Annotated in this window: 16 protein-coding genes, 2 tRNA genes and 3 rRNA genes; 1 reads left to right on the top strand and 20 read right to left on the bottom strand. The window is 38.8% G+C overall.

The features are described from left to right. Positions 1-16 precede the first annotated feature (16 nt). From P0092_RS04880 to dapF, 19 genes are all read right to left on the bottom strand, one after another. Positions 17-2563: a pilus assembly PilX N-terminal domain-containing protein gene (locus P0092_RS04880; RefSeq protein WP_276187088.1), complete on the bottom strand. Its 2547-nt coding sequence runs from the start codon at positions 2561-2563 to the stop codon at positions 17-19. Positions 2564-2575: 12 nt separating this feature from the next. Further along, positions 2576-3490, bottom strand: coding sequence for a type IV pilus modification PilV family protein (locus tag P0092_RS04875; RefSeq protein ID WP_040759539.1), 915 nt, complete (start codon positions 3488-3490; stop codon positions 2576-2578). Between the two features lie 15 nt (positions 3491-3505). Continuing rightward, positions 3506-4894, bottom strand: a complete 1389-nt coding sequence (locus tag P0092_RS04870) for a hypothetical protein (RefSeq protein ID WP_004622543.1) — start codon at positions 4892-4894, stop codon at positions 3506-3508. 54 nt (positions 4895-4948) lie between these two features. Beyond that, positions 4949-5947 (bottom strand): PilN domain-containing protein, encoded by a 999-nt coding sequence (locus tag P0092_RS04865; protein WP_004622541.1) that lies wholly within the window; start codon positions 5945-5947, stop codon positions 4949-4951. A 30-nt stretch (positions 5948-5977) separates the two neighbouring features. Continuing rightward, positions 5978-6508 (bottom strand): prepilin-type N-terminal cleavage/methylation domain-containing protein, encoded by a 531-nt coding sequence (locus tag P0092_RS04860; protein ID WP_004622538.1) that lies wholly within the window; start codon positions 6506-6508, stop codon positions 5978-5980. A gap of 39 nt (positions 6509-6547) precedes the next feature. Then, positions 6548-7600 carry a type IV pilus assembly protein PilM gene (gene pilM, locus P0092_RS04855; protein ID WP_004622537.1) on the bottom strand — a complete coding sequence of 351 codons (1053 nt, stop codon included), beginning with the start codon at positions 7598-7600 and terminating at the stop codon, positions 6548-6550. A 31-nt stretch (positions 7601-7631) separates the two neighbouring features. Then, positions 7632-8429: a prepilin peptidase gene (locus tag P0092_RS04850; protein WP_004622535.1), complete on the bottom strand. Its 798-nt coding sequence runs from the start codon at positions 8427-8429 to the stop codon at positions 7632-7634. A gap of 4 nt (positions 8430-8433) precedes the next feature. Next, positions 8434-8814 (bottom strand): type II secretion system protein, encoded by a 381-nt coding sequence (locus tag P0092_RS04845; RefSeq protein ID WP_004622532.1) that lies wholly within the window; start codon positions 8812-8814, stop codon positions 8434-8436. A 34-nt stretch (positions 8815-8848) separates the two neighbouring features. Beyond that, positions 8849-10066, bottom strand: coding sequence for a type II secretion system F family protein (locus P0092_RS04840; protein WP_004622530.1), 1218 nt, complete (start codon positions 10064-10066; stop codon positions 8849-8851). A gap of 127 nt (positions 10067-10193) precedes the next feature. Then, entirely contained in the window at positions 10194-11249 is a 1056-nt protein-coding gene (locus P0092_RS04835; protein WP_004622528.1) for a type IV pilus twitching motility protein PilT, read from the bottom strand. Positions 11250-11307: 58 nt separating this feature from the next. After that, a complete protein-coding gene (locus tag P0092_RS04830) occupies positions 11308-13002 on the bottom strand; it encodes a GspE/PulE family protein (RefSeq protein ID WP_004622526.1) in 1695 nt (564 codons plus the stop codon). A 212-nt stretch (positions 13003-13214) separates the two neighbouring features. Further along, a tRNA-Asn gene (locus tag P0092_RS04825) sits at positions 13215-13290 on the bottom strand. A gap of 6 nt (positions 13291-13296) precedes the next feature. Further along, positions 13297-13413 (bottom strand): 5S ribosomal RNA (rrf, locus tag P0092_RS04820). Positions 13414-13655: 242 nt separating this feature from the next. Further along, positions 13656-16708, bottom strand: a 23S ribosomal RNA gene (locus P0092_RS04815). 565 nt (positions 16709-17273) lie between these two features. Then, positions 17274-18795, bottom strand: a 16S ribosomal RNA gene (locus P0092_RS04810). The 16S, 23S and 5S rRNA genes sit together here with 1 tRNA gene alongside, the layout of an rRNA operon. A 482-nt stretch (positions 18796-19277) precedes the next feature. Next, the gene (locus P0092_RS04805; RefSeq protein WP_004621330.1) at positions 19278-19937 is read right to left on the bottom strand and encodes a uracil-DNA glycosylase; all 660 of its coding nucleotides are present in this window, start codon (positions 19935-19937) and stop codon (positions 19278-19280) included. A 1-nt stretch (position 19938) separates the two neighbouring features. Next, the gene (locus P0092_RS04800; protein WP_004621329.1) at positions 19939-20511 is read right to left on the bottom strand and encodes a uracil-DNA glycosylase; all 573 of its coding nucleotides are present in this window, start codon (positions 20509-20511) and stop codon (positions 19939-19941) included. 152 nt (positions 20512-20663) lie between these two features. After that, the gene (locus P0092_RS04795; RefSeq protein ID WP_004621327.1) at positions 20664-21896 is read right to left on the bottom strand and encodes an LL-diaminopimelate aminotransferase; all 1233 of its coding nucleotides are present in this window, start codon (positions 21894-21896) and stop codon (positions 20664-20666) included. Positions 21897-21941: 45 nt separating this feature from the next. Further along, entirely contained in the window at positions 21942-22775 is an 834-nt protein-coding gene (gene dapF, locus P0092_RS04790; RefSeq protein WP_004621325.1) for a diaminopimelate epimerase, read from the bottom strand. A gap of 211 nt (positions 22776-22986) precedes the next feature. Between dapF and P0092_RS04785 the strand changes: the two genes are divergently transcribed. Beyond that, entirely contained in the window at positions 22987-24963 is a 1977-nt protein-coding gene (locus tag P0092_RS04785) for a phospholipid carrier-dependent glycosyltransferase (RefSeq protein ID WP_004621322.1), read from the top strand. A gap of 128 nt (positions 24964-25091) precedes the next feature. Here P0092_RS04785 and P0092_RS04780 read toward each other — a convergent pair. Then, a tRNA-Tyr gene (locus P0092_RS04780) sits at positions 25092-25176 on the bottom strand. Between the last annotated feature and the right edge of the window lies 1 nt (position 25177).

Raw genomic sequence — 25177 nt, 5'->3', positions numbered from 1 at the left:
CCACACCCTTAATAATTTACTTTTCTTCCTTCCAAGAAGTTATCTTTATATTTTTAACATTTGGCTTTTTAATCGTCTTTATGGATGAATTACTCAAAACAATCTCCGATGCATTGTAATTAAATAATCTCCCTGCATCAGGTTCCTCACTCAAAAGTATATCTACGGTATTTTCATCGTAAGCAATGTCTGCTCCTCCAAGAAATACTATATTGCCCTCCGCAATGAGTATTCCTTTAAACTTAGTTCCCGCTTCAACATATATGTCACCTGCAGAAAAGATAATCCCCTGCAGATATCCGTCATCATCTTTAGAAATATGCACTCCGTTTACCTGACTGTTTGACAGAACAACATTACTGCTACTATTTAGGAAAAACGTCCCAGATTTAGATATCACCGTTTTATCCTGCCTTACTGCTTTATTAATAAGACCGGCTGTCTTAGTAACTCCGTCAGTCGTAAGACTTTTTACAGGCTTCGAACCCATTACCTCACCAAATTCATTTACAAACAAACTCATGTTGTTTCTATATGAAACAGACTTCATACCTTTTTGAATCGAATACTGATCGGAATCCTCCGTAAAACCGCCATAGGGCCCGTAGACCGTATCATTGGCAGCAACAGCCCCATAACACCAGCCTTTAACTTTAGCAGTATTTTTAACAAAATTACCGTCATCAGCTTTTTCGTAATGCTCTATCTTAATATCACCAGAATTCAGGTAGGAATAATATCCCACATCATCCTTCCAGAAATTATCCCATATCCATTTAAAGTGCATAGCCCTATCCAGAATATCGAACAGAGGCTTTTTCTGACTGCCCATCATCATTTGTACCGTAGTTGAATCAGCAGGCTGACTTTCGTTTTTGGCTTTATAGTTAAATCCGGCACTAACGAGCTTATCTTCCTCCGTAGGATCGTTGACATTTATATATTCTTCAGCGTCAGGAACTCCGTTAGTATCCCTGTATTTATCAAACAGATAAAAAACATTACCAGGATATACGTCCTTTGACGGAATTTCAATGTCATCCCACATACGAAATGCTTCTGCGGGTAAGCTTCCGGATTTAAGTACAGATATTCCGGAGAAATACATTTTGCTGTCCGTTATATTTGTATATTCATTAAAATATGTTGTTCCTCCCATATAAAGGCTTCCATTTATATTCAGATTTGAATCTCCCGAAACTATTACCGCACTGGAATTATCATAGCCTGAAGCTGAATCACCCGGATTCAGGCCTACAAGCATACCCTCTCCTGCCTTTTCCCCTTCCCACTTTCCAATGTTAACAGTGGAATTATTTGAATCAATCCTTAAATCATCAGTTAAGAAAACATTCTTTAGGTTAACCTCACTTGAATGCGCCTTATTCTCAATCTTCACACTACGGGCAAAAACATCCCCTTTTTGAATATTTATTTTTGATGGAGAACTTGAATTACTATACAAAGTATGAATATATGCTGCAGTAATTGCACTGCCTTCTTGAATATTAAAAGATCCCGGGAAATTAGTATAATCGTAATCATCCATACCCGGAATGGTTCCAATTATACTATCTTTCAGGCTCTTAATGCCATTTCCCAAGCTGATATCCTTCCAGGTATCTTTTGTTATCCCAGCCATAAAACCGCCGTATTTATAACCGTCAGCATTATAGTTTATATCAGTACCGTTTACTGTCGGGATAGTTCCGAAGCAAATAGCATCACCCTTCTCAATATTAACGTTCCCATTAACCGAAACAATGTTTTTACGTGCTACAACCGCCATGTTTTTAAGTATATCTGGCTTATTGTCCTTATTGACCTTAACCTTTGTAAGCTTACTGTAAATAATTGGTATTTCTTTTGCTGACTCAGTCAAAAAACTGAACTCTGCTGATATAGTTCTTTTGTAATTGTGCTTACCTGACTTGTATTCTCCCGTTGCTTTAACAGTAATTGATGATATTTCATTTGCCTGAAGTGACCCAACTTTGGAATAGATATTGCTGGTTGGATCCGGAGGCATAATGCTATATATATAGCTTCCATCATTTATAGTAACATCTTTACCATCTTTAGAAACAACATGCTGCATGCTGTGTGGTGTAGTACCGTCCCATTCCCCTCCGGCAGCTGTCTGTTTTTCAATCCATTCTGACAACATTTTAAAGAATTGACATTTGTACTCAGTTTCATAGATAGTATTCAGTTCTTTCTCATTTAATACTTTTATATTATTGGGGTCAGTGGTATCAACTATATCGTCAAATACAGGCAATTTGTCTTCTATAGCCTTTTTAATCACTTCACTGGAAGTTACCCTTGCACTGTCCTGTATTCTTCCCACCTCAATATCGAGCTTTTGCGCAACTTTTTCAGCGCCTGCCTGAGCTGCAAACAAAGCCTTGCTTCTGTCAGAGGTTACAGTACTCATTACAAGCTCAGAACCTGCAAGTGCCATGACAGCCAAAGCAGTAGCCGATAAAACAAATACTAAGAAAAGTACCATCGCCAAAGTTGAACCATTACTTTTTTTTATAAAACCCCTTATTTTACTCATAGTAACCACCTGCTACTTTTTTACATAGGATGAGGCAGTATATATAACCGTGCCATCTTTTTTTCTGACTTCAACAACTATTTCTAAAAGCTCATTCGTCCAATCATAATTAAATGCATTTGTTTCCATATAATTTATTTCATATTCCATCTGGCTGCTTTTATTAATAAAGCAGACTCCTGACTCCAACTCTTTACCGTCGGTAACATAAGTCTTCAGGTTAATCTCCTGATTGCTGTATGTAAATACCTTTAGCTGTTCATCGGAGTTTGACTTACCATCATTTTTACAGCTTAACTTTAGCTTTATATAATCCTGACTGGCAGGTGTAAATTCTACTGTTTTAACAGGAAAACTTTTACCTATCCCACATATAATTTTAGAACCGTTTTTCTCAAACTGCATAATCAATTTATCTTTACGATAATCAAACAGCGAATCAATTGTTATACTGTTTGGCCTGCTTGGGTCAGTTGTTCCATTGAGTGCCTTCAGTTCAATCATAAGTTTGTTGTTATCCCCGCTGGTACGCTGTTCAATACTCAGCTCCAAATCAGGAGCATTTGCTTCCGAGTTATCATATGTATAGTCATTTGTAGGAGGTGTTAACTTACCCGTCTCTACGCTTTTAATCCTGTAGTAGGGTTGCAGCTTTGTGTTAACTGCCTCTTTAAAAGGCTCAATGTTAAACGGTAAATAACTGTCCCCGGTACTTTCAAGGTTTCTTTGAGACTTTACTTCATCCATCACCATTTGCGCAATGGCAGCCGCTTTAATCTTTTGCTCCGAATCCCTGTTATAGTAATAGGAAGACATGGCCATGCTTAACAAAGGTCCTGCAATCACCGCCAACAATATTACAGCAGCCAATACTTCTATAAAAGTTTCACCGTTTTCATTTTTAAGTAGCTTTTTGAGCTTAGTCATATAAATCACCTGCTACTATTGCTTAGTTACTTTTCCAACTGTTTTGCCTATTTCAACCCTTGGCAGACTGGGATCATCCATATAAATCTTATAAACAAGCTGCTTATCCGAATTATTAATTATATTTAGTTTAACCCCTGCATTATCGTTCTCATCTTGTCTCTCAGAAGAAATAATAACAAGCTTTAAATCCTCTCCCACAGGCAGAAATTCCATAGTCCGACTGTATTGCTTATCAGGATAGCTTTCATGGTCTGTTTTAAATTTACAGTAATATTTACCGTTCTTCTGCTCAATAAATATTTCAGCGTTTTCTGTACCCTTGTTGTCACCATATACTACCGAGTAAGAATTTTCCGGTAACGATGGGTTTTTACAGTTAATTGAAACACTCGGGGCAAGCCCGCCTCCAAAGTGTGAGGCTACTAAAGAAAAATCATATTTACCGGGATTAATTTCATCCAGCTTGCTTTTAGCTTTATCCGCACCGGTTTTATCAATTTTATCAGTATCAGTGTTTTTAGTAAATCCAGTCTGTCCTAAAAGATTAAACCCCTTATAGAACTTAAAAATATCTTTCTTTCCGTCAGCAGGAGTCGGAGCCCATTTGCCGTCTTCAAGCATATAATAATCCCCTGCTCCTCTATCCATAATTCCGTAAAATACTATTTCAGCACTCAGCTTTAAGTTTTTTTTGTTTTTATCAGTATCATCAACATTTACGCCGGATGAGATACTGACAGCTTTACAAATCGCCTTATTTTTTAGCTTTGAGAGTTTATCGAAGAAAGCTTTTATTCCCTCATTGCTCCCTATAGCTTCAAGTTTAACAGAGACTGAATAACTATTTCCATCCTTGACAGGCTCATCAACCACATTGCTCTTTTTACTTTTCAGTCCCCAAAAATAAAAGTAATTTTTGATATCGGAGGATATTCCTTTATCCAATGTACTTCCATCACCATTTTTAGGAATACTATCATCCTTTTTATCAGAACTATCAGCTTTATCTGTGGCTGTATCCTTGCTTTCGGACTTAGAGTCCGCTTTATTTTCGCCAATCCCACCTATAGCACCAAAAGAGATTGAGTTTACTTCCAGTCCTGCTTCACTTGTTAAATTATTCATTAGCACCAGAAGCTCATCGCTTTCAATATTTGGAGGATAAACCTCCCTCAAGTCTCCAAGCTTTTTAGATAATATCTTAATATCTCCGTCAATTCTTTTTACCTTTGCCATATACGCTATATTCACCGCATATGAATCATTTAATGTTGCAATATCCGTTTTAAGTTGGTTGATAGAACCAAACTTTGGCAGCAATAAGAATTTCAGAAAAACAACCGTAAATACCACAACTCCCAGAAGAATCAATAGTTTTTTATCACGCTGAGTTAATTTCATATGTATCCTCATTTCTATAATATGCAAAATAATTAGTCTCGCTGATTAAACTATTTAAGGACTTTTTATAGCAGTAAAAGATTTAAGTATACGGTCAATTGTTCTTTCCTTTACCTCAAAACTATTGGGGTCGCTTTTGTATTTAACAATATATCCCTTGTTGTCTTTAACTGTGCAAAGCTCTAAGTATTTATATCCGGTTCCCTTTTCCTCTCCCATATACATTAACTTATAAGCTTCTTCCCCTGAACTTTTGGTCTTTATAGTATATATTTTCGCAAATCCTTCCAACTCACTCTTTAGTTCATTTATTCTTTTATCTGTAAATTCCTTTGATGTAAGCTCAGTAGATGTTACGGTGATTTCAAGAGCATCAGCATCAGTTGAAGTCAATCTCTTATTTGCGGTAAATAAAACATTGCCATCCTTATCTGCTTTTTTACTCCAATCAGGCTCATAACAAATCCTGTACCCGTTATTCCAGTTGTTATATATAACAAGGTCACTCTTCTTTATACCGCTAAGGGTAACTTCAAAAGCAGTACCGTTATTTTCTTTCATATTTGATGTACTTGATAAAAACACATTATTAAAATAATCGTCATCCTTAAGGTTTCTTAAAAATGAAGCCAAAGTATCCTCATCCTTTGAAACACCCTTTAAAACCACCTTCGTATCTGATTCACTATTCCCCGTTGAGCCAAAATTCTGGATAAACAGCTTGTCAGGGCATGAATTCTCAATTGCATTAACAATTCCTAAAACGTCAATCCTGTTATTGGATAGTTTCTTTCCCTCAGCTTCCCTTACTTCTACTGCCTTTTTGAGGGAATTGAACTCATTAACGGTTTCACCATAACCGGTTGTACTATTTATCTTCTTTTCAAGTTCTTGCTTATCATTACGCAGATTCATTTCATAAATTACAGGTACTGTGTAAGCAGTGACAACTATAACCCCAATGCAAATTATAAGGATAGAGAGGTACGTTTTTTTAACTTTATTTTTTTTATCAACAATTAAACTTTTAGGAATAAGATTTAAGTCCTTCAATACTATCCCACCCTTGTATGTATATTTTATCTACTTTTCTATATTGGGGAATCTGTAGCTGCTTTCAACCTCTACATTTCCGCTTTTGCCACAAGATACCTTGACCTGAATCCTTAATTTGTCATGATCATTTAAACTGTTTTTTAAAATTTTTTGAAGGTTAAAACCCGTTACTTTAATTTCTTTTCCTGAAGAAGATTTATCATTAATTCTATTACCGTTATATTTAATGATACCTCCGCTGTCTTCTGAATCGTACAGATACTCTATGCTTCCTTTGTTAGAGGGAATACTTATGCTGCATCCATCATCATTAATAATCACTTCACTGCTTATTGAGTTTGACTTTTCCAAATCACCTATAATACCATTGAAGTTTATTCCGTCACCATACATAATTTCTCTTGCAACTTGCCGAGCAGCCACTTTGTCAGCCTCAACCACGCATTTATTGTAAGTCGTAGTAAAGATAAATGATAGAGGTACCATTAGTATCATCAAAATAGTTACTGCGCCTATTACCTCCGTTAAGGTAACACCCTTTTCACTTTTAATATTCAATAATGCCCCTCCCCACCATGTACTTTATTACGAGAAGGCTTATTTAATTGCTCTGGTCAAACAGCCTACGGCATTAATCAAAAAAGGGTAATCCTGTTCAAAAACTTCTCTCTCCTTATGTCCCTTATAAACAATTTCTTTAAGAAAAGGAAAGGGTAAAACAGGCATATTGAAAGTACTTGAAAAGTACTCAGTAATCCCTTTCAGCTTGCTGCCGCCACCACAAATATAAAGCTTTTCAACGTTATTTGAATTATCTCTGGAATTATAGAATTCAATAAACCTGTTTAAATCGGATATAATGCTATCAAGAGCACCTCTGATAACCTCACCTAAGTCACTGAATTTATCATCCTCAGGCTTACTGCCAAACCCTTTGAAAGAGCGTTTAAGCTCCTCAGCCGATTTGAATTCCAGATTATATTTATTTGCAATAATACTGTCAACCTCGGATACACCATTTAATAAAATTCTGCTGAATTTTAAAACATTATTTCTGAAAAAACATACTCCGGAAGTATCCCTACCTATATCAACCACAGCATATTCTTCTGCTGTTTCATCATTATACAGAGGCGAGAAAGATAAAAGCTTCAGAACACAATTAGCTGGAATATCTATCGCCGCTAACTGCTGTTTCAAAAGCTTTGCCAGATTAATATAAGTCTCAATTTGCTTATTGGGAGCAGCAACCACCAGCACACGAAGCTGATCGCCTATATTCTCCATAACTTTAAAATCAACGGTATAATCCTTTAAATCCACCGGAAAATATTGCTGAGCCTCAAATTCAAGCATGTTTTCAATTTCCTGTTCCGTTGACTTCGGCAGAACTATATCTCTTGTGATAACCCCCGTTCCCGTAACAGTCATTACAAGGGCTCCACCACCTATTTTGTGAGCTTTAATAGCTTCACTAATAACCTTTGATACCGTAGTGACATCAATAATCATACCGTCATTAATAGACTCAGCAGGTGTGCTAATAATACCGTATTCATTGATAACTATATTTTTTTTATTGGCTGAACCACCAACAATTTTAATTGAATCATTTCCGATATCCAACGCTACAAGGTTTTTCTTAACCATACGTTCGCCTCTATATTTCCATTCATATAATTTATTTAAGCAAGTTCATATATTGTTCCAATAAATTCCATCCACATATAATTGTTATAAAAGTCCCCACTGCTATATACGGCCCAAATGCAATGGTGGACTTCCTATTATTCTTCTTAAGTATCATCATAAAGACACATCCGATAGCTGCTGAAAAAACAGAAAGCATGAGACTGACAATCGTCATACGCCACCCAAGAAAAAGTCCTATAACCGCATAAAGCTTTATATCACCCATTCCCATGGCATCATCGCTCTTGTAAACAAGCATCCCCACAAGAGAAACCATAAAAAGAAAACCGGTTCCCACAGCAAACCCCAGTATGGGGTTAAACCATACTCTGTCTCTGAACATATCCACAGTATAAAATAAATTGTATAAAAATAATGCCAATCCGCTTATTAAACCTGTAATAATAAACCCGTTTGGTATTATTCTGTACTCTGCATCTATAAAAGCAATGCAAATAAGTATACATGAAAGCAATGCCATGGCAACAAACTCAACAGTTAAAGAGTACTTTAAATAAAGTACAACAAAAGCAGCGGCTGTAATGATTTCTACTACGGGATTCACGGCGGATACTTTCTCCCCACAGTAGCGGCATTTGCCTCTCAAGAATACAAAACTGAATACAGGCACAAGATCAAGTGGTCTGAGTGTTGTTCCGCAACTGTTGCATCGTGATGGAGGTCTTATAATAGACTGTTTTTGTGGTATGCGACAAATACATACATTAAGAAAACAGCCTATTACAAGTCCGAATATTAATATGTAAATTATGAATAATGTTTGCATTTGATTAAGGATTCAAATTAATCCAATTTGATGCGGGTGCAGTAGTCGTCGCAGTGGCTTCACCTGTAGTGGGGTTAAGATAATAATCTTGAGTACTATTACTAGGTGTAGGGAATGCCGACATTATATTACCTACTTTTGCTTGAACACCAGACAAAGTAGAAGGAACTGTCGTATCAGTAGACTGAGCCATCCCAATCTTATACGCATTTTCTATAGACCTTTTATTAGCCGCATCTGCACTTGTTTTTGCCTTTCCTACCTGATTCAATATCATCGGTGTTGCTACCGCAGCCAGTATACCCAGGATTGCCACAACCACAATCAACTCTGTCAGGGTATAACCCTTCTTATTTTTCTTTACCTTCTTAAAGAATTTAAACATTAGAACTCCCCCTTATTAGTTATATATATTTATTTTATTGGCCCACACCCTGATACATGCTGAATATGGGCAATATCATCGCTACAACAATAAAGCCTACAATAATCGCAAGTACCATCATCAGAAGAGGCTCCATCATAGCAACGAGTTTGCTTACAGATGTCTCCACTTCCTCATCATAGAAATCCGCCACCTTTTCCATGATGGAATCCAGAGAACCTGCTTCTTCTCCAACACTGATCATATGCGTTACCATCAGCGGGAAAATCCCCATTTTCTCAAGAGGTGCTGCCAAATTTGAACCCATTTTAATACTTTCCTTAACCTTTATAAGACCTCTCGAAACAATCTGGTTGTTTACTACACCGTCTACAACCTCCAATGCATGAATCAGGGAAACGCCTGATTTCAGCAAAGTACTCAAAGTCCTTGTAAATCGTGAGGCCAAAATCTTCTGAACATTTGTACCAACCATCGGCATTTTAAAAATAAAACTGTCAATCAAAAACTTACCGTGTTCAGTACTCTTAAACCGTCTGAATCCCCACACTCCGGCTGCTATTACCAGAGCTAATCCCAACAAAAATAAGGGATTGGTAAATAACTTGCTTATAAATAATACTATTCTGGTAGGCATTGGAAGTGTTCCTCCAACACTGTTAACCATATTAACAAACTTCGGTACTATGAATACAATCATAAACGTAACCATTACCAAGGCAATACAACCTATAACCGCCGGATACATCATGGCAGTCGAAACCTTTGACTTAACTTTGGTGTCTTTTTCAAACTGTACAGATAGTCTTTCCAGAACTTGTTCAAGAGTTCCGCTTACCTCACCAACTTCTATCATACTCACCATAAGTACCGGAAAAACCTTTGAAAGTAATTTCATTGATTCGGAAAGTGTTTTTCCCTTCTGCACATCCTCATAAAGTTGTGACATTGCATCACGCAAGGTGGGATTCTGTGTTTGGCTACGAAGTAAATCAAGACATCCAATAACTGAAACCCCCGCATTAAGCATAGTATGAAATTGCCGGCACAAAATTGACAGGTCTTTAACCTTTACTTTTTTATGTACCTTAAACTCAATTTCCTTACCCGGTCCGGTATTTTCATACACTGCCATAGGAAAATATCCTTTGTCTTTAACAAAAGCTATTGCCATAGTGACATCGGATGCCTCCACATTGCCGGATACTGTTTCACCTGACTTGGTTTTAGCATTATAAATATAATTAGCCAATAAAAATCACCTGATAAGTATATAATTTTAAATTATTATAGTATAAACCACAAATGTATTGATATGGAAATGTTTATATATTTAATATTATCACATCGCAGTTAATAGTCAATAAATATTGCCCGCCTTACCCCATGTACCTCATAATATTGTCCGGGTCCATGGCATAGGTCATTGCATCTTCCTGACTTATAATTCCTTTTCTGTACAAACCTGCCAAACTTGAATCCATTGCTTGCATTCCGAACTTTGCTCCGGTCTGAATCTGGGAATTAATCTGATATGTCTTACCCTCACGGATTAAATTCCTTACTGCAGGAGTAGCTACCATAATTTCAATAGCCGGTACTCTTCCGGGTTTATCTTTTCTGGGAAGAAGCTGTTGCGATATAACCGACTGAATAACCGTTGAAAGCTGAACTTTTATCTGCTGCTGCTGATATGGAGGAAAAACATCTATTATTCTGTCAATTGTATTAGCAGCTCCAATAGTATGTAACGTTGACAAAACCAAGTGTCCCGTCTCCGCCGCAGTAACAGCTATGGCTATAGTTTCAGTATCTCGCATCTCTCCTACCAGAATTACATCCGGGTCTTCTCTCAAAGCAGCCCTCAGTGCAGCTGAATACGAGTGGGAATCATTTCCTATTTCCCTCTGATTAACAATGGATTTATTGTGTTTGTGAAGATACTCAATGGGATCTTCTAATGTAAGTATATGGCAATCTCTGTTTTTATTTATCAAATCAATAATCAAAGCCAAAGTAGTTGATTTTCCGCTTCCGGTAGGGCCGGTAACTAAAATCATTCCCTTAGTTTTCTTGCTCATATCCGTAACAATACCAGGTAGTCCAAGTTCCTCAACAGATGGAATAACAAGGTTTACCATTCTTATAGCCGCACAGCAGGTGCCTCTTTGCTTGTAAACATTAACTCTGAATCTTCCCATACCTTTTAATGAGAATGATAAATCAAGTTCACCGGCCTCCTGATATTTCCTCCACTGTTCATCATTTAGCATATTTCTTACCAAAGCTTCCGTATCGGAAGGCATAAGTTTTTCTTCACCTATGGTAGAAAGTCTGCCGTTTTTTCTGATAGTTGGAGGAATTCCAACTGTTAAATGTAAATCAGAAGCACCAAATTCCAAAGTTTTTTTAAGCAAATCCTCTAATGAAAGCATAATAGTCTCCAAAGCCTTTCTAATCTAACTAATATCAGATTACTAATTATCTATGAATTTAATCATTTGAATATGCAATGCGGACTAATTCGTCAATAGTTGTATCCCCTGCCAGCACTTTTTTCACTAAATTGTCTCTTAAAGTAACCATTCCATTTTGTATGGAATAATTCCTGAATTCTTCTTCAGAACATTTATTATTAATCATCTCCTTGTGCTTTTTGGTAATTGATATCAACTCGTAAACTCCATGTCGTCCCCTGTACCCGGTATGGTTACACATGGGACAACCTCTTCCTTTATATAAAATAAGCTCTTCGTCATTTATACCCACTATTCTCTTCTCGTAATCATTGGCTGAATAGTCCATTTTGCAATTACTGCATATCTTTTTGTATAATCGCTGAGCTATAACACCTACAATAGAAGAAGATACCATGTAGTGTTCAACTCCCATGTCTATAAGTCTTAATACAGAACTCGGCGCGTCATTTGTATGGAGTGTGCTAAGAACCAGGTGTCCGGTTATCGCCGCTCTTACAGCTATTTCAGCAGTCTCAATGTCACGTATTTCACCAATCATTATTACATCAGGGTCCTGTCTTAAAATAGACCTTAGCCCCGAAGCAAAAGTCAAGCCTGTTTTCGCATTAACCTGAACATGATTAACCCCTTCAATAACACACTCTACGGGGTCTTCAACAGTTATAATATTAATATCTGAACTGTTGATTTCACTTATTGCACTGTAAAGAGTAGTAGTTTTTCCGCTTCCCGTTGGCCCTGTTACCAGAATGATACCATGGGGATTAAGCAGCATCTTTTGAAACTGCTTTTCCTCATATTCACTAAATCCCAACTGGCTCTTACTCAAAACAAAAGCTTTCTTATCTGCAATTCTTATAACAATCTTCTCTCCAAAAATTGTTGGTAAAATCGAAACTCTCAGATCATATTCTCTTCCATCAACTTCAATACTTATTCTACCGTCCTGAGGCAGCCTCTTTTCTGCAATGTTCATACCACCTATAATTTTTATACGTGCAGAAATTGCAGGCATTATGTCAATTTCCGGTCTCATAATTTCACAAAGCTGCCCATCAGTTCTGAATCTGATTTTTATATATTCTTCAAAAGGCTCAATATGTATATCGCTTGCTCTGCTTCTTACGGCTTGTTCTATAATAGAATTAATCACCTTAACCGCAGGAGCGTTATTAATTTCCTCAATATTCTGTTCTTCTGCAGTATCTGAATTTATCTTTATAGTAGAAACTTGCTCTTTTTTAAATTCCTCAACAGCCTTCATGGCTTTTTGGGCGCTGTAATATTTGTCTATCGCTCTGGAAATATCATCAAAGCTTGCAATAACAGGCTGTATCTCCATACCTGAATATATGTTTAAATCATCTATTGCAAACACATTGAGGGGATCACTCATTGCAACCGTCAAGGTTCCTTTGTCCTTTTTTATAGGAATAAGCCCATACCTTCTGGCAATACTTTCAGGTATTGCTAAATAAGCTGACTTGTCAATATTATATTTTTCAAGTTTTACGTGTGGAATACCAAGCTGAAATTCTAGGACTTGAATTATATCATCTTCATTAACATAGCCTAACTTTGTAAGTATAGTGCCAAGTTTCTCACCTGTTTTTTTCTGCACTTCAATAGCGGATTCAAGTTGATTTGTGGTTATCATTTCGACTTCCAGCAACAAATCACCAAGCCGCTTACGTGTCTTGTTGAGCATTAGCAATCACATCCAAATAAAAGTTTTACATCTTATATCTATTTATGTATTTTTTTCTGATTTAATGTATATATTCCATATTATTACTCAAAATCCTTTTATTTTGTCAAAAATTATACATTTCCCAGACATTTTTACTAGATATAGTAAATCAGTTTATATTAATTAGCTATCGATAGTCAAAAAAAAAAGACCCGTAACGGATCTTTTTTTGGCTCCTCAAGTAGGACTTGAACCTACGACCCTGCGGTTAACAGCCGCATGCTCTACCGACTGAGCTATTGAGGAATATAAATCTGGCGGAGACCTACTTTCCCGGGCCGTTTCCAGCCAAGTATTATCGGCACTGAGATGCTTAACTGCCGTGTTCGGTATGGGAACGGGTGTATCCATCTCGTCATTTCCACCAGAAAATTTAAAATTGTGATAAGCTTCGTATTACTACGTCAGATTTCGTTCTTACGGTGCTCATTTATGTGTATAAACTCCGCTCCTCATCACTCATCTTCCTTGTACTACTCGCTTCTGACAATTTTGTTAACTTTTTTAAGATACTTTTGTACCTTCAGAACTGATTAATGTTATTCTTCTAAGAAGATGTGAAGCTCTCATTGTCTGGTTAAGACCTTCTACTTTTGAATACCTGTTTTCTTTGGGTCAAACCCTCGACCTATTAGTATCAGTCAGCTTAACACATTACTATGCTTACACTCCTGACCTATCAACCATGTAGTCTACATGGGGTCTTACCTATTGCTAGTGGGATATCTCATCTTGAGGTGGGTTTCACGCTTAGATGCCTTCAGCGTTTATCCCTGCCGAACTTGGCTACCCAGCTGTGCCATTGGTATGACAACTGGTGCACTAGAGGTTCGTCCATCCCGGTCCTCTCGTACTAAGGACAGATCCTCTCAAATATCCTGCGCCCGCGACAGATAGGGACCGAACTGTCTCACGACGTTCTGAACCCAGCTCGCGTACCGCTTTAATTGGCGAACAGCCAAACCCTTGGAACCTGCTACAGCTCCAGGATGCGATGAGCCGACATCGAGGTGCCAAACCTCCCCGTCGATGTGGACTCTTGGGGGAGATAAGCCTGTTATCCCCAGGGTAGCTTTTATCCGTTGAGCGATGGCAATTCCACTTTCATACCACCGGATCACTAAGCCCTACTTTCGTACCTGCTCGAGGTGTTTCTCTCACAGTCAGGCTACCTTATGCCTTTGCACTCGTTGCGCGATTTCCAACCGCGCTGAGGTAACCTTTGGACGCCTCCGTTACTCTTTGGGAGGCGACCGCCCCAGTCAAACTGCCCACCTGACAGTGTCCCTAGACCAGCTTATGGTCTCAGGTTAGAGTTCCAGTACTTTTAGAGTGGTATCCCAACGTCGACTCCTTGATGGCTGGCGCCACCAATTCTCAGTCTCCCACCTATCCTGTACAAAAAATACCGAAACCCAATATCAAGCTACAGTGAAGCTCCATGGGGTCTTTCCGTCTAGTCGCGGGTAACTTGCATCTTCACAAGTACTACAATTTCGCCGGGTACGTTGTTGAGACAGTGCCCAAGTCATTACGCCATTCGTGCGGGTCAGAACTTACCTGACAAGGAATTTCGCTACCTTAGGACCGTTATAGTTACGGCCGCCGTTTACTGGGGCTTAAGTTCATGCCTTCGGGTTTCCCCTAAGCAATTCCCGTAACCTTCCAGCACCGGGCAGGCGTCAGCCCCTATACTTCATCTTTCGATTTAGCAGAGACCTGTGTTTTTGATAAACAGTTGCTTGGGCCTATTCTCTGCGGCCTCAATTGCTTGAGGCACCCCTTTTCGCTAACTTACGGGGTCAATTTGCCGAGTTCCTTAACAACGCTTCTCCCGCTCGTCTTAGGATTCTCTCCTCACCTACCTGTGTCGGTTTGCGGTACTGGTACCTTTAATCTGGATAGTGGTTTTTCTCGTCAGTGTGGAATCTGTCACTTCGGTACTTGTTTTCCCTCCGCATCACGTCTTCGAAACATCCGGCGGATTTGCCTACCGGACTATCTACCTCGCTTGCACGATCTTTTCCAGCTGATCGCTTGACTTATCCTCCTGCGTCCCCACCTCTCTCATAACGATTAACGGTAGTACAGGAATTTCAACCTGTTGTCCATCACTTACGCCTTTCGGCCTCAGCTTAGGTCCAGACTTACCCTGGGCGGACGAACCTTCCCCAGGAAACCTTAGGTTTTCGACGGTAAAGATTCTCACTTTACTCTCGCTACTTATTCCGGCATTCTCACTACTGCTTCGTCCACAAGTCCTTTCGATCTTGCTTCAACCTACAACAGTAAGCTCCCCTACCACCCTCGTGCATCCAATACTATCTCCTAGTACACAGTTTAGCTATGAGATAATTTGACCAAATGTTTTGAATCATTTTTCATATGATACATTTGGTGAAATTACCTAGCTCTATTTTACTTGCTAGGCGATACTATTGGATGCACGCTGATCCATAGCTTCGGTACACAGTTTAGCCCCGGTAATTTTCGGCGCAGGCTCACTCGACTAGTGAGCTATTACGCACTCTTTGAATGAGTGGCTGCTTCTAAGCCAACATCCTAGTTGTCTTAGCAAGCCCACATCCTTTTCCACTTAACTGTGATTTTGGGACCTTAGCTGATGGTCTGGGCTGTTTCCCTTTTGACCATGGGACTTATCTCTCATAGTCTGACTCCCAAGTAACATCATTACGGCATTCGGAGTTTGATAGGGTTCGGTAACCCGGTAAGGCCCCTAGCCCATTCAGTGCTCTACCTCCGTATGATTTTCCCTTGAGGCTAGCCCTAAAGCTATTTCGGGGAGAACCAGCTATCTCCGAGTTCGATTGGAATTTCTCCGCCACCCACAGCTCATCCCAGACCTTTTCAACGGTCATGTGGTTCGGTCCTCCACGAGATTTTACTCCCGCTTCAACCTGTCCATGGGTAGGTCACCCGGTTTCGGGTCTATAGCATGCAACTTAACGCGCTCTTAACACTCGGTTTCCCTTCGGCTCCGTACCTTTAGTACTTAACCTTGCTGCATACAATAACTCGCCGGACCGTTCTACAAAAAGTACGCTGTCGAGCCTTAACGCTCTTCAACTGCTTGTAAACATAGGGTTTCAGGTTCTCTTTCACTCCCCTCCCGGGGTTCTTTTCACCTTTCCCTCACGGTACTGCTTCACTATCGGTCACCAGTTAGTATTTAGCCTTGGATGGTGGTCCACCCTGCTTCCCACGAGGTTTCACGTGCCTCGTGGTACTCTGGATTCTAGCCTGCCTCTTAACATTTCGCTTACGGGACTTTTACCCTCTATGGTCTCAGCTTTCCAGCTGCTCATTCTGCTATGTCTTAAGGATCATTATGCTAGTCCACAACCCCGAAAGATATTGCTATCTTTTGGTTTGGGCTCTTCCGCTTTCGCTCGCCACTACTTACGGAATCTCTTTTGATTTCTACTCCTGTTGGTACTTAGATGTTTCAGTTCCCAACGTCTGCCTTCGTAACACTATGTATTCATGTTACGATGACCGAGTGTTTAACTCGGCCGGGTTTCCCCATTCGGATATCCACGGGTCAATGGCTATTTGCGCCTCTCCGTAGCTTTTCGCAGCTTGTCACGTCCTTCATCGCCTTCTGGTGCCTAGGCATTCACCCTATGCTCTTAGTAGCTTGACCTCTCAAAAGTGATATATACTTCGCATTACTGTGTCAGGCTTCCATCCTGTGCTGCTCATTTACCACCGTAAACTCCGCTGCTCGTCAGTCGCCTTCCTTGTACTGCTCGTATCTATTCCTTTTGTATTCGAATTATCTTCGATTCTTTCAGATTCTCTTAAAGTGATTGTCTTAACCTATCAATGAGTTAATTTCCTAAGAGTTGCATGTTTCCAACGTAAACTGCTTTACGTGTTTCAAAGGATTTCTCCTTCTTCACATGTTACCCTTATTACTTTTTCAGAAAATACATAATTAATATATATCTCTTGTCTTCTCATCTTCTTAAAACGTATTTCAAACTCTCGTTTGAAACGCATTCTTTGAATAACATTATTCAGTTCTCAAGGTACAACTTTTTCAAAGTCCATTTACATGGGCTTTGAAAACTAAACAGTGATTGTAAAGAAACTCTAAGATAATGATTACCAGTCAAGCGAGCTTCGCTCAAGCTTTTCTGTCATTTATCTTCGACCTAAAGATTTGATTCATCTCAACCGTAGTTGCATGAACCATGTCTCCTTAGAAAGGAGGTGATCCAGCCGCACCTTCCGATACGGCTACCTTGTTACGACTTCACCCCAATCATCGGCCCCACCTTCGGCGACGTCCTCCTTGCGGTTAGACTATCGACTTCGGGTGTTGCAGACTCTCATGGTGTGACGGGCGGTGTGTACAAGGCCCGGGAACGTATTCACGGCAGTATGCTGACCTGCCATTACTAGCAATTCCGACTTCATGTGGGCGGGTTGCAGCCCACAATCTGAACTGGGACTATTTTTGGGGATTTGCTCCACTTTGCAGCTTAGCTTCCCTCTGTTATAGCCATTGTAGTACGTGTGTAGCCCAAGACATAAGGGGCATGATGATTTGACGTCGTCCCCACCTTCCTCCGATTTATCACCGGCAGTCTCGCTAGAGTGATCATCTTAATGTTATCAACTAGCAACAGGGGTTGCGCTCGTTGCGGGACTTAACCCAACATCTCACGACACGAGCTGACGACAACCATGCACCACCTGTAATAGTGTCCCGAAGGACTACGATATCTCTACCGTATTCACTATTATGTCAAGCCTTGGTAAGGTTCTTCGCGTTGCTTCGAATTAAACCACATACTCCACTGCTTGTGCGGGCCCCCGTCAATTCCTTTGAGTTTCAACCTTGCGGCCGTACTCCCCAGGTGGGATACTTATTGTGTTAACTCCGGCACAGAAGGGGTCGATACCTCCTACACCTAGTATCCATCGTTTACAGCGTGGACTACCAGGGTATCTAATCCTGTTTGCTCCCCACGCTTTCGCGCCTCAGCGTCAGTTACCGTCCAGAAAGCCGCCTTCGCCACTGGTGTTCCTCCTAATATCTACGCATTTCACCGCTACACTAGGAATTCCGCTTTCCTCTCCGGCACTCAAGAAACATAGTTTCAGATGCAGCTCCAGAGTTAAGCTCTGGGATTTCACATCTGACTTACATTCCCGCCTACACGCCCTTTACACCCAGTAATTCCGGACAACGCTTGCCACCTACGTATTACCGCGGCTGCTGGCACGTAGTTAGCCGTGGCTTATTCTTCAGGTACCGTCATTTATTCGTCCCTGACTAAAGAAGTTTACAATCCGAAAACCTTCATCCTTCACGCGGCGTTGCTGCATCAGGGTTTCCCCCATTGTGCAATATTCCCCACTGCTGCCTCCCGTAGGAGTCTGGGCCGTGTCTCAGTCCCAATGTGGCCGATCAACCTCTCAGTTCGGCTACCAATCGTCGCCTTGGTGGTCCGTTACATCACCAACTAGCTAATTGGACGCAGGCCCATCTGTTACCGGATTGCTCCTTTGACAACAAGAAAATGCTTTCTCGTTGTATTATGCGGTATTAGCACAAGTTTCCCTGTGTTATCCCCCTGTAACAGGCAGGTTGCCCACGCGTTACTCACCCGTCCGCCGCTAAGTTAATCAAAAGCAAGCTTTCAATTAACTCCGCTCGACTTGCATGTGTTAGGCACGCCGCCAGCGTTCGTCCTGAGCCAGGATCAAACTCTCAAATTATTATTTGAAAAATTTAATTAGCTCATTAAAATTTGCTGACTTATTTTCTAGTTCTTGTTTCCAAAAACCAGGTTGTAAAGTTCGCAAGTTACTCAATTTTGAAATCGTTTTACGATTTCGGAATTTTTCGAGTTCCTTTACATGTTTATCACTGTTTACTTTTCAAAGTCCATAAAGCCTTCTTACGACTGCTTTGTAAGGTTTTTGCTGTTTGTTTTAACGCAATCAGCTTTATTATAATACCACGCTGTTTTAACTGTGTCAACACTTTTTTCTTAGAAGTTTTTGGTAATAATCATTACTGTAAAACTGTAAAATAAAGTATTTCCTGTTGCGACAGCCCGGTTATAATACCATGTTTGCTATCTGCCTGTCAACACTTTTTATCACTGGTGTCTCTCTCGGCGACAGCTTGTTAAGTTTAACACTGGGATAGTTTAATTTCAACGGCTTATAATTCTGTATTCGCCAATAAATTTAATTTAGGTATATTTTTCTTTATTATTCGCACCTTTGTCCAATGCTAATTCCTTTTTACTAAGGTTTAATTCCAGTTTATTAACTTCTTGTTTAAGCATAATCATGTCCTGCTTATAAACAGCTTTAAGTGCTCTGTTATATATAATACTTGCAGGATGGTATAGCGGAAATAGCTTGTATACCTTTCCTGATAAATTACATTCGTGCAATTTTCCATGCATATCTCCGATTGAAATACCAAAATTACTTGTTATAGCTTTTAGCGGTACATTGCCAAGGGTAACAATAATATGAGGTTTTATTAAATGTATCTCTTTATGCAGCCATATCTGGTTTTCCTTAATATCCTTCATTGTTGCAGGTCTGTTAACAATCCTATCGGTTTTAGGATTTAATCTGCCAAGTCTGTACTTTATTGCATTTGTTATATACAAATCGTCTCTGCTTATTTCTAATACCTCTATAAATTCATTGAGGTTTTTCCCTGCTGCACCTACAAATGGCTTTCCTTGTTTAACTTCATCTTTCCCGGGTGCTTCTCCGATTATAACAACGGGACTGTCAATACATCCATGTCCAAGCACTATTTCTTTATGTTTAAATTCTTGTACATATTGACAGCATAGTTGTTCTAAGCTGTTTTGCATCTCATTCTTAACCAAATTAGCCTCCGGACTCTTCGCTCTCAAGTTGATTTATTTTCTTTTTTACTTCCTTTATATCTTTAAATAATAATTCTTTTTTACTTTGATCTCTTAATAATGCTGCCGGATGAAATGTAGGCATAATCCAGAATTTCTTTCTTTCTATCCACTGTCCGCGTATTTTTGTTATTTTAATATCCCTGGCTACTACATATTTTGCCGCAGTACTGCCAAGACATACTATTATCCGTGGTCTTATTAAGGATACCTGATTTCTTAAATATGGCAGACATTTTTCTGCTTCTTCCTCATTTGGCACCCTGTTATTGGGTGGCCTGCATTTCACTACGTTAGCAATATAGTATTCATCAGGTTTAAACTTCAGAGCCTCAAGTAATGTTTCTAAAAGCTGTCCTGCCGGACCGACAAAGGGTAATCCCTGAATATCCTCCTGCTCTCCCGGTCCTTCGCCTATGAACATTATTGGGGCACTTGGATTTCCTCTTCCTATTACTATATTTGTTCTGGTTCCGGCAAGGTCGCAATTTCTACAATTAGAACATGTAGAATTAAGCTGATCCCAGTTCAACAAATTAACTCATCCTTTTATAGTTTTTATAGTACAACTACATATCATTATAATCTATTATATAAAAATAGTCAGCCAGCCTTTTGTAACCATATTTGAAGATAGGTTATCAAAAGCCAGCCGACTATTTCATATAATATAACAAACTTTATTTTTTAAACCTTGAGCCTTGTTTTAAATCTCTCCACAGCTGCCTGTGTATTTTCCCTGCTTCCAAATGCAGTAAGTCTGAAATATCCCTGTCCGCTAGGGCCAAAACCTACTCCGGGAGTCCCTACAATATTGGCCTCACTTAGAAGTTTATCAAAGAACACCCAAGAATCCATACCATTTGGAGTCTGCATCCAGATATACGGAGCATTTACTCCTCCAAAAACCTTTATTCCGATGCTCTCTAAGCCATTTTTTATTATTGCCGCATTTGATAAATAATAAGATATTGTTTCCTTTACCTGCTTTTGACCTTCTTCTGAATATACAGCTTCTGCTCCTCGCTGTACTATATAGGATACTCCGTTGAATTTTGTTGCCTGTCTTCTGTACCAAAGTCTGTTGAGTCCTATTTCACTGCCATCGGCAGTATAAGCTTTCAATTCCTTTGGTATTACCATATACGCACATCTTGTTCCTGTAAACCCTGCAGTCTTTGAAAAACTTCTGAATTCTATAGCTACTTCTTTTGCTCCTTCTATCTCGTATATACTGTGGGGAACATCCTTTTCGCTGATGAAGGCTTCATATGCAGAATCAAATAATATTATGGACTTGTTTTTTGCCGCATAATCAACCCATACTTTTAATTGTTCCTTTGTAAGTGTAGTTCCTGTAGGATTGTTTGGCAGACACAGATATATAAGATCCACTTTTTCTTTTGGAAGTTCCGGAACAAATCCGTTTTCAGAAGTACATGGCAGGTAGGTTACGTTAGTCCATTTTCCATCAATATATTCTCCAGTTCTTCCTGCCATAACGTTAGAGTCAACATAAACAGGATAAACCGGGTCTGTAACTGCTATTCTTGAATTTAATCCGAAGAGTTCCTGAATATTTGCTGTATCACTTTTTGCACCATCGCTTACAAATACTTCATCGACTCCAACTGTGATTCCTCTTTTTTTATAATCATTCTCAACTATCTTATTTATGAGGAAATCGTATCCCTCATACTCAGGGTAGCCTTTGAAGCTCTCTATTCTGGACATATCGTCAACAGCCTTATGCATTGCATCTATACATGCCATAGGAAGGGGACGAGTTACATCTCCGATTCCAAGCCTTATAATATCCGCACTGGGGTTGTGCTCCTTGAATGCTGCAACCCTTTTACCAATTTCTGCAAACAAATAATTTCCGGGTAGTTTTAAGTGATTTTCATTAACTATTGCCATTTGTTTATTCCTCTCTTCTATTATAATATAAAATATTCTTCTTACTTAAATTTCTATCTCTCCTTCAAATACCTTTTCCGCAGGACCTGTCATATAAACGTGATTGTCCTTTTCTGACCATTCAATAATTAAGTCGCCTCCAAGGAGTTTTATTGTGGCAGCTCTTTCAGATAAACCATTCAGTACTGAAGCTACAAGTACAGCGCTGGCACCTGTTCCGCAAGCAAGGGTCTCGCCTGCTCCTCTTTCCCACACTCTCATTTTCAGTGTAGTTCTGTCTATTACCTCAACGAATTCAGCATTTATCTTTTTGGGAAACAATTTATGTGTTTCCATCTTGGGTCCCACTTCATATAAAGGAAAACTTGCTGTATCATCTACATATGTTATGGCATGGGGATTACCCATGGATACGGCTGTAACCTTATAGTTGTATCCATCAACCTCTACACTCTCAGATATAAATCTATCCTTTTCACTGTCAACAGGTATTTGTTTTGACTCTAATATTGGTTCTCCCATATCAACTCTTACCTGTACTACTTTGTTATCTTCAATCTTTAAGTCAAGCACCTTTATTCCCGCCAAGGTTTCTATTGTCAGATTCTTTTTGTCTGTCAGTCCGTTATCAAACACATATTTTCCAACACAACGTATAGCATTTCCACACATCTCAGATTCTGAGCCGTCTGAATTAAACATTCTCATTCTAAAGTCAGCTATATCCGATTTCATTATTAGTACCAATCCGTCTGAGCCTATTCCGAAATGTCTGTCACTTACTTTTTTAGATACTACTGATGGATTATCAATTATATTTTTTGTGCAATCCACATATATATAGTCGTTTCCAAGTCCCTGCATTTTTGTAAATTTCATTTCATTATCTCCTTTCGCCAAACTCACAACAATCTTATGTAAATTGAATAATTTACTTTATTAATTTAACTTGTTCATATTATAACACACCTTTTAAGTTTTACAACGAAATCAATGCTTATACTATAACAACTATTATTTGTATTGTTTTACATACTATAATATAATTATGGTAAAACTTTTCAAATAAAACGTAATTGGAGGCATACTCTTGAAAACGTATTTTAAGAATTTTTCTGATTTTTTTTCGCATTTAAAAATGCCCGGCTTTGCGACAATGATGTTGAGTGTAATTATTTTATTTCTTATTGGAATAGGGATATGGGGGTTTTTACGAATCCGCAATATTCAAAAAGGTAATTTGATAATTACTGAATACGGATTACTGAACGATGAAAGAGAAAGAAAGCCTTTAATTAAGCTTATAAAAAAAGATTACATTATTATGCTTGTTATGACTTTAATATACGCGATTCCGGCAATTTACAACCTCGGAGGGTTTAAGATACCTGAAACTCCCTGGGCCCCCGCAGATAAAAATGACGGGTTTGTTGTAGATCTGGGAAGAGATGTAGAAGTTACAAAAGTTATGCTTTATCAGGGATATAATGAAGAAAAATATGACGGTACCAAGTTTAATATCAATTTTTTAAATTCCAACGGTACATATACAGCTTCTGAGGCTCTTGAAAAATCCGGCTTTTTTTCATGGAAGGTATCTACCAAGGAATTTAAAACAAGTAAAATTCAAATTATAGCCGATAAACCCGGAGCTGCAATTAACGAACTGGCAGTTTTTGAAAAAGGCTCAAATAAGCCTTTTAAAGTTAGAAGCATTACACCGGTGGAGCAAGTAACAAAAAACACTACAAAAAGTCCTGACGGTAAGGCTTATAAGTTAAGTAATTTGCTTGATGAACAGGATAGAGTTGATTTTTATACCCTCTCCTCCACCAGCACCTATTTTGATGAAGTATTCTATCCGAGGACTGCTCTTGATTTCATTCATAAGGTACATCCCTTCGAAAGAACACATCCTCCTCTGGGAAAATATTTCGTTATGATTGGGATGCTTATTTTTGGAGTAAACCCTTTTGGCTGGAGAATTATCGGTACATTATTCGGAGTAGCTATGATTCCCCTCATGTACCTGTTTGGATATAAAATTTTCAAAAATAGATTTCTTGCATTTTGCACGGCCTTTTTGATGATGTTTGACTTTATGCATTTTGTTCAGACCAGGATATCTACAATAGACGTCTATGTTACCTTCTTTGTTATTTTAATGTACTACTATATTTACGATTACTTTGTCAAAAAGTCTTACAAAGCCGGCTTTAAGAAATCCCTAATGCCACTGTTTCTCTGTGGCCTGATATTCGGTATAGGTATTGCAACCAAATGGATAGCAATGTATGCTGCTGTGGGGATTTTCCTTATAGTGGTTATTGCTAAACTCGATGAAATTGTTTACTATATGGCATATAAAAAGAGCGGTCTTTCCTCCGATTTATTCAGTAAATTCTGGACTAAGTACTTTATTAAAACCGCCTTAATGTGCGTTGTATTTTTTATTATAATACCCGGCATCATTTATTTTGCTTCCTATACTTCCATAATGCAGGTTCCGGGGAATGGTGTCAAAGAGTTTTTTAACAATCAGTCGTATATGTACAGCTTTCACAACGACTTGAATGCTAAACATGATTATTCGTCTCAGTGGTTTGAATGGCCCATTATGACCAAGCCTATATGGTTTTACGGTTCAAAATCACTTGCAGCCGAAAAATTAACTTCCAGTATAATATGTATGGGGAATCCTTTAATCTGGTGGATTAGCATACCATCACTAATTACAGGAATAATTGTTGCGGTTAAGAGAAAAGACAAATACATGCTAGTTCCTATTTTCGGTGCTTTATTTCAATATATTCCGTGGATGGTAGTGCGTAGAATGGCATTTATATATCATTACTTTTCAGTTGTTCCTTTTCTTATAATTATCATAGTGTACTTAATCAAAGTATTTATGGAGCTTGGAGGAAACTCCAAAAAGATTGTATATACTTATCTGGCATTGACAGCCATATTATTTATTATGTATTTTCCAATTTTATCAGGTATGATTGTGCCCAGATGGTACGCGAGTATGCTGCAGTTGTTCCCGGGTTGGAGTTTCAGGTATTAATCTGAATGTAAAAGTAGGAAGTATATTTTTTAATACGCTTCCTACTTTTTTTGTATATAATTATGTTTTATTTTGACAAAATAAAAAGCCCTGCACACAGCTTCAATAGCGAATGCACAAGACTTTTGTGGTGGAGGGAGATGGATTCGAACCATCGAAGTCAGAGACAACAGATTTACAGTCTGCCCCCTTTGGCCACTCGGGAACCCCTCCA

Source organism: Ruminiclostridium papyrosolvens DSM 2782, assembly GCF_029318685.1.
In the GTDB taxonomy this organism is placed as follows: Bacteria; Bacillota; Clostridia; order Acetivibrionales; family DSM-1351; genus Ruminiclostridium; species Ruminiclostridium papyrosolvens.
This window is presented reverse-complemented; position numbering and strand designations above follow the sequence as displayed.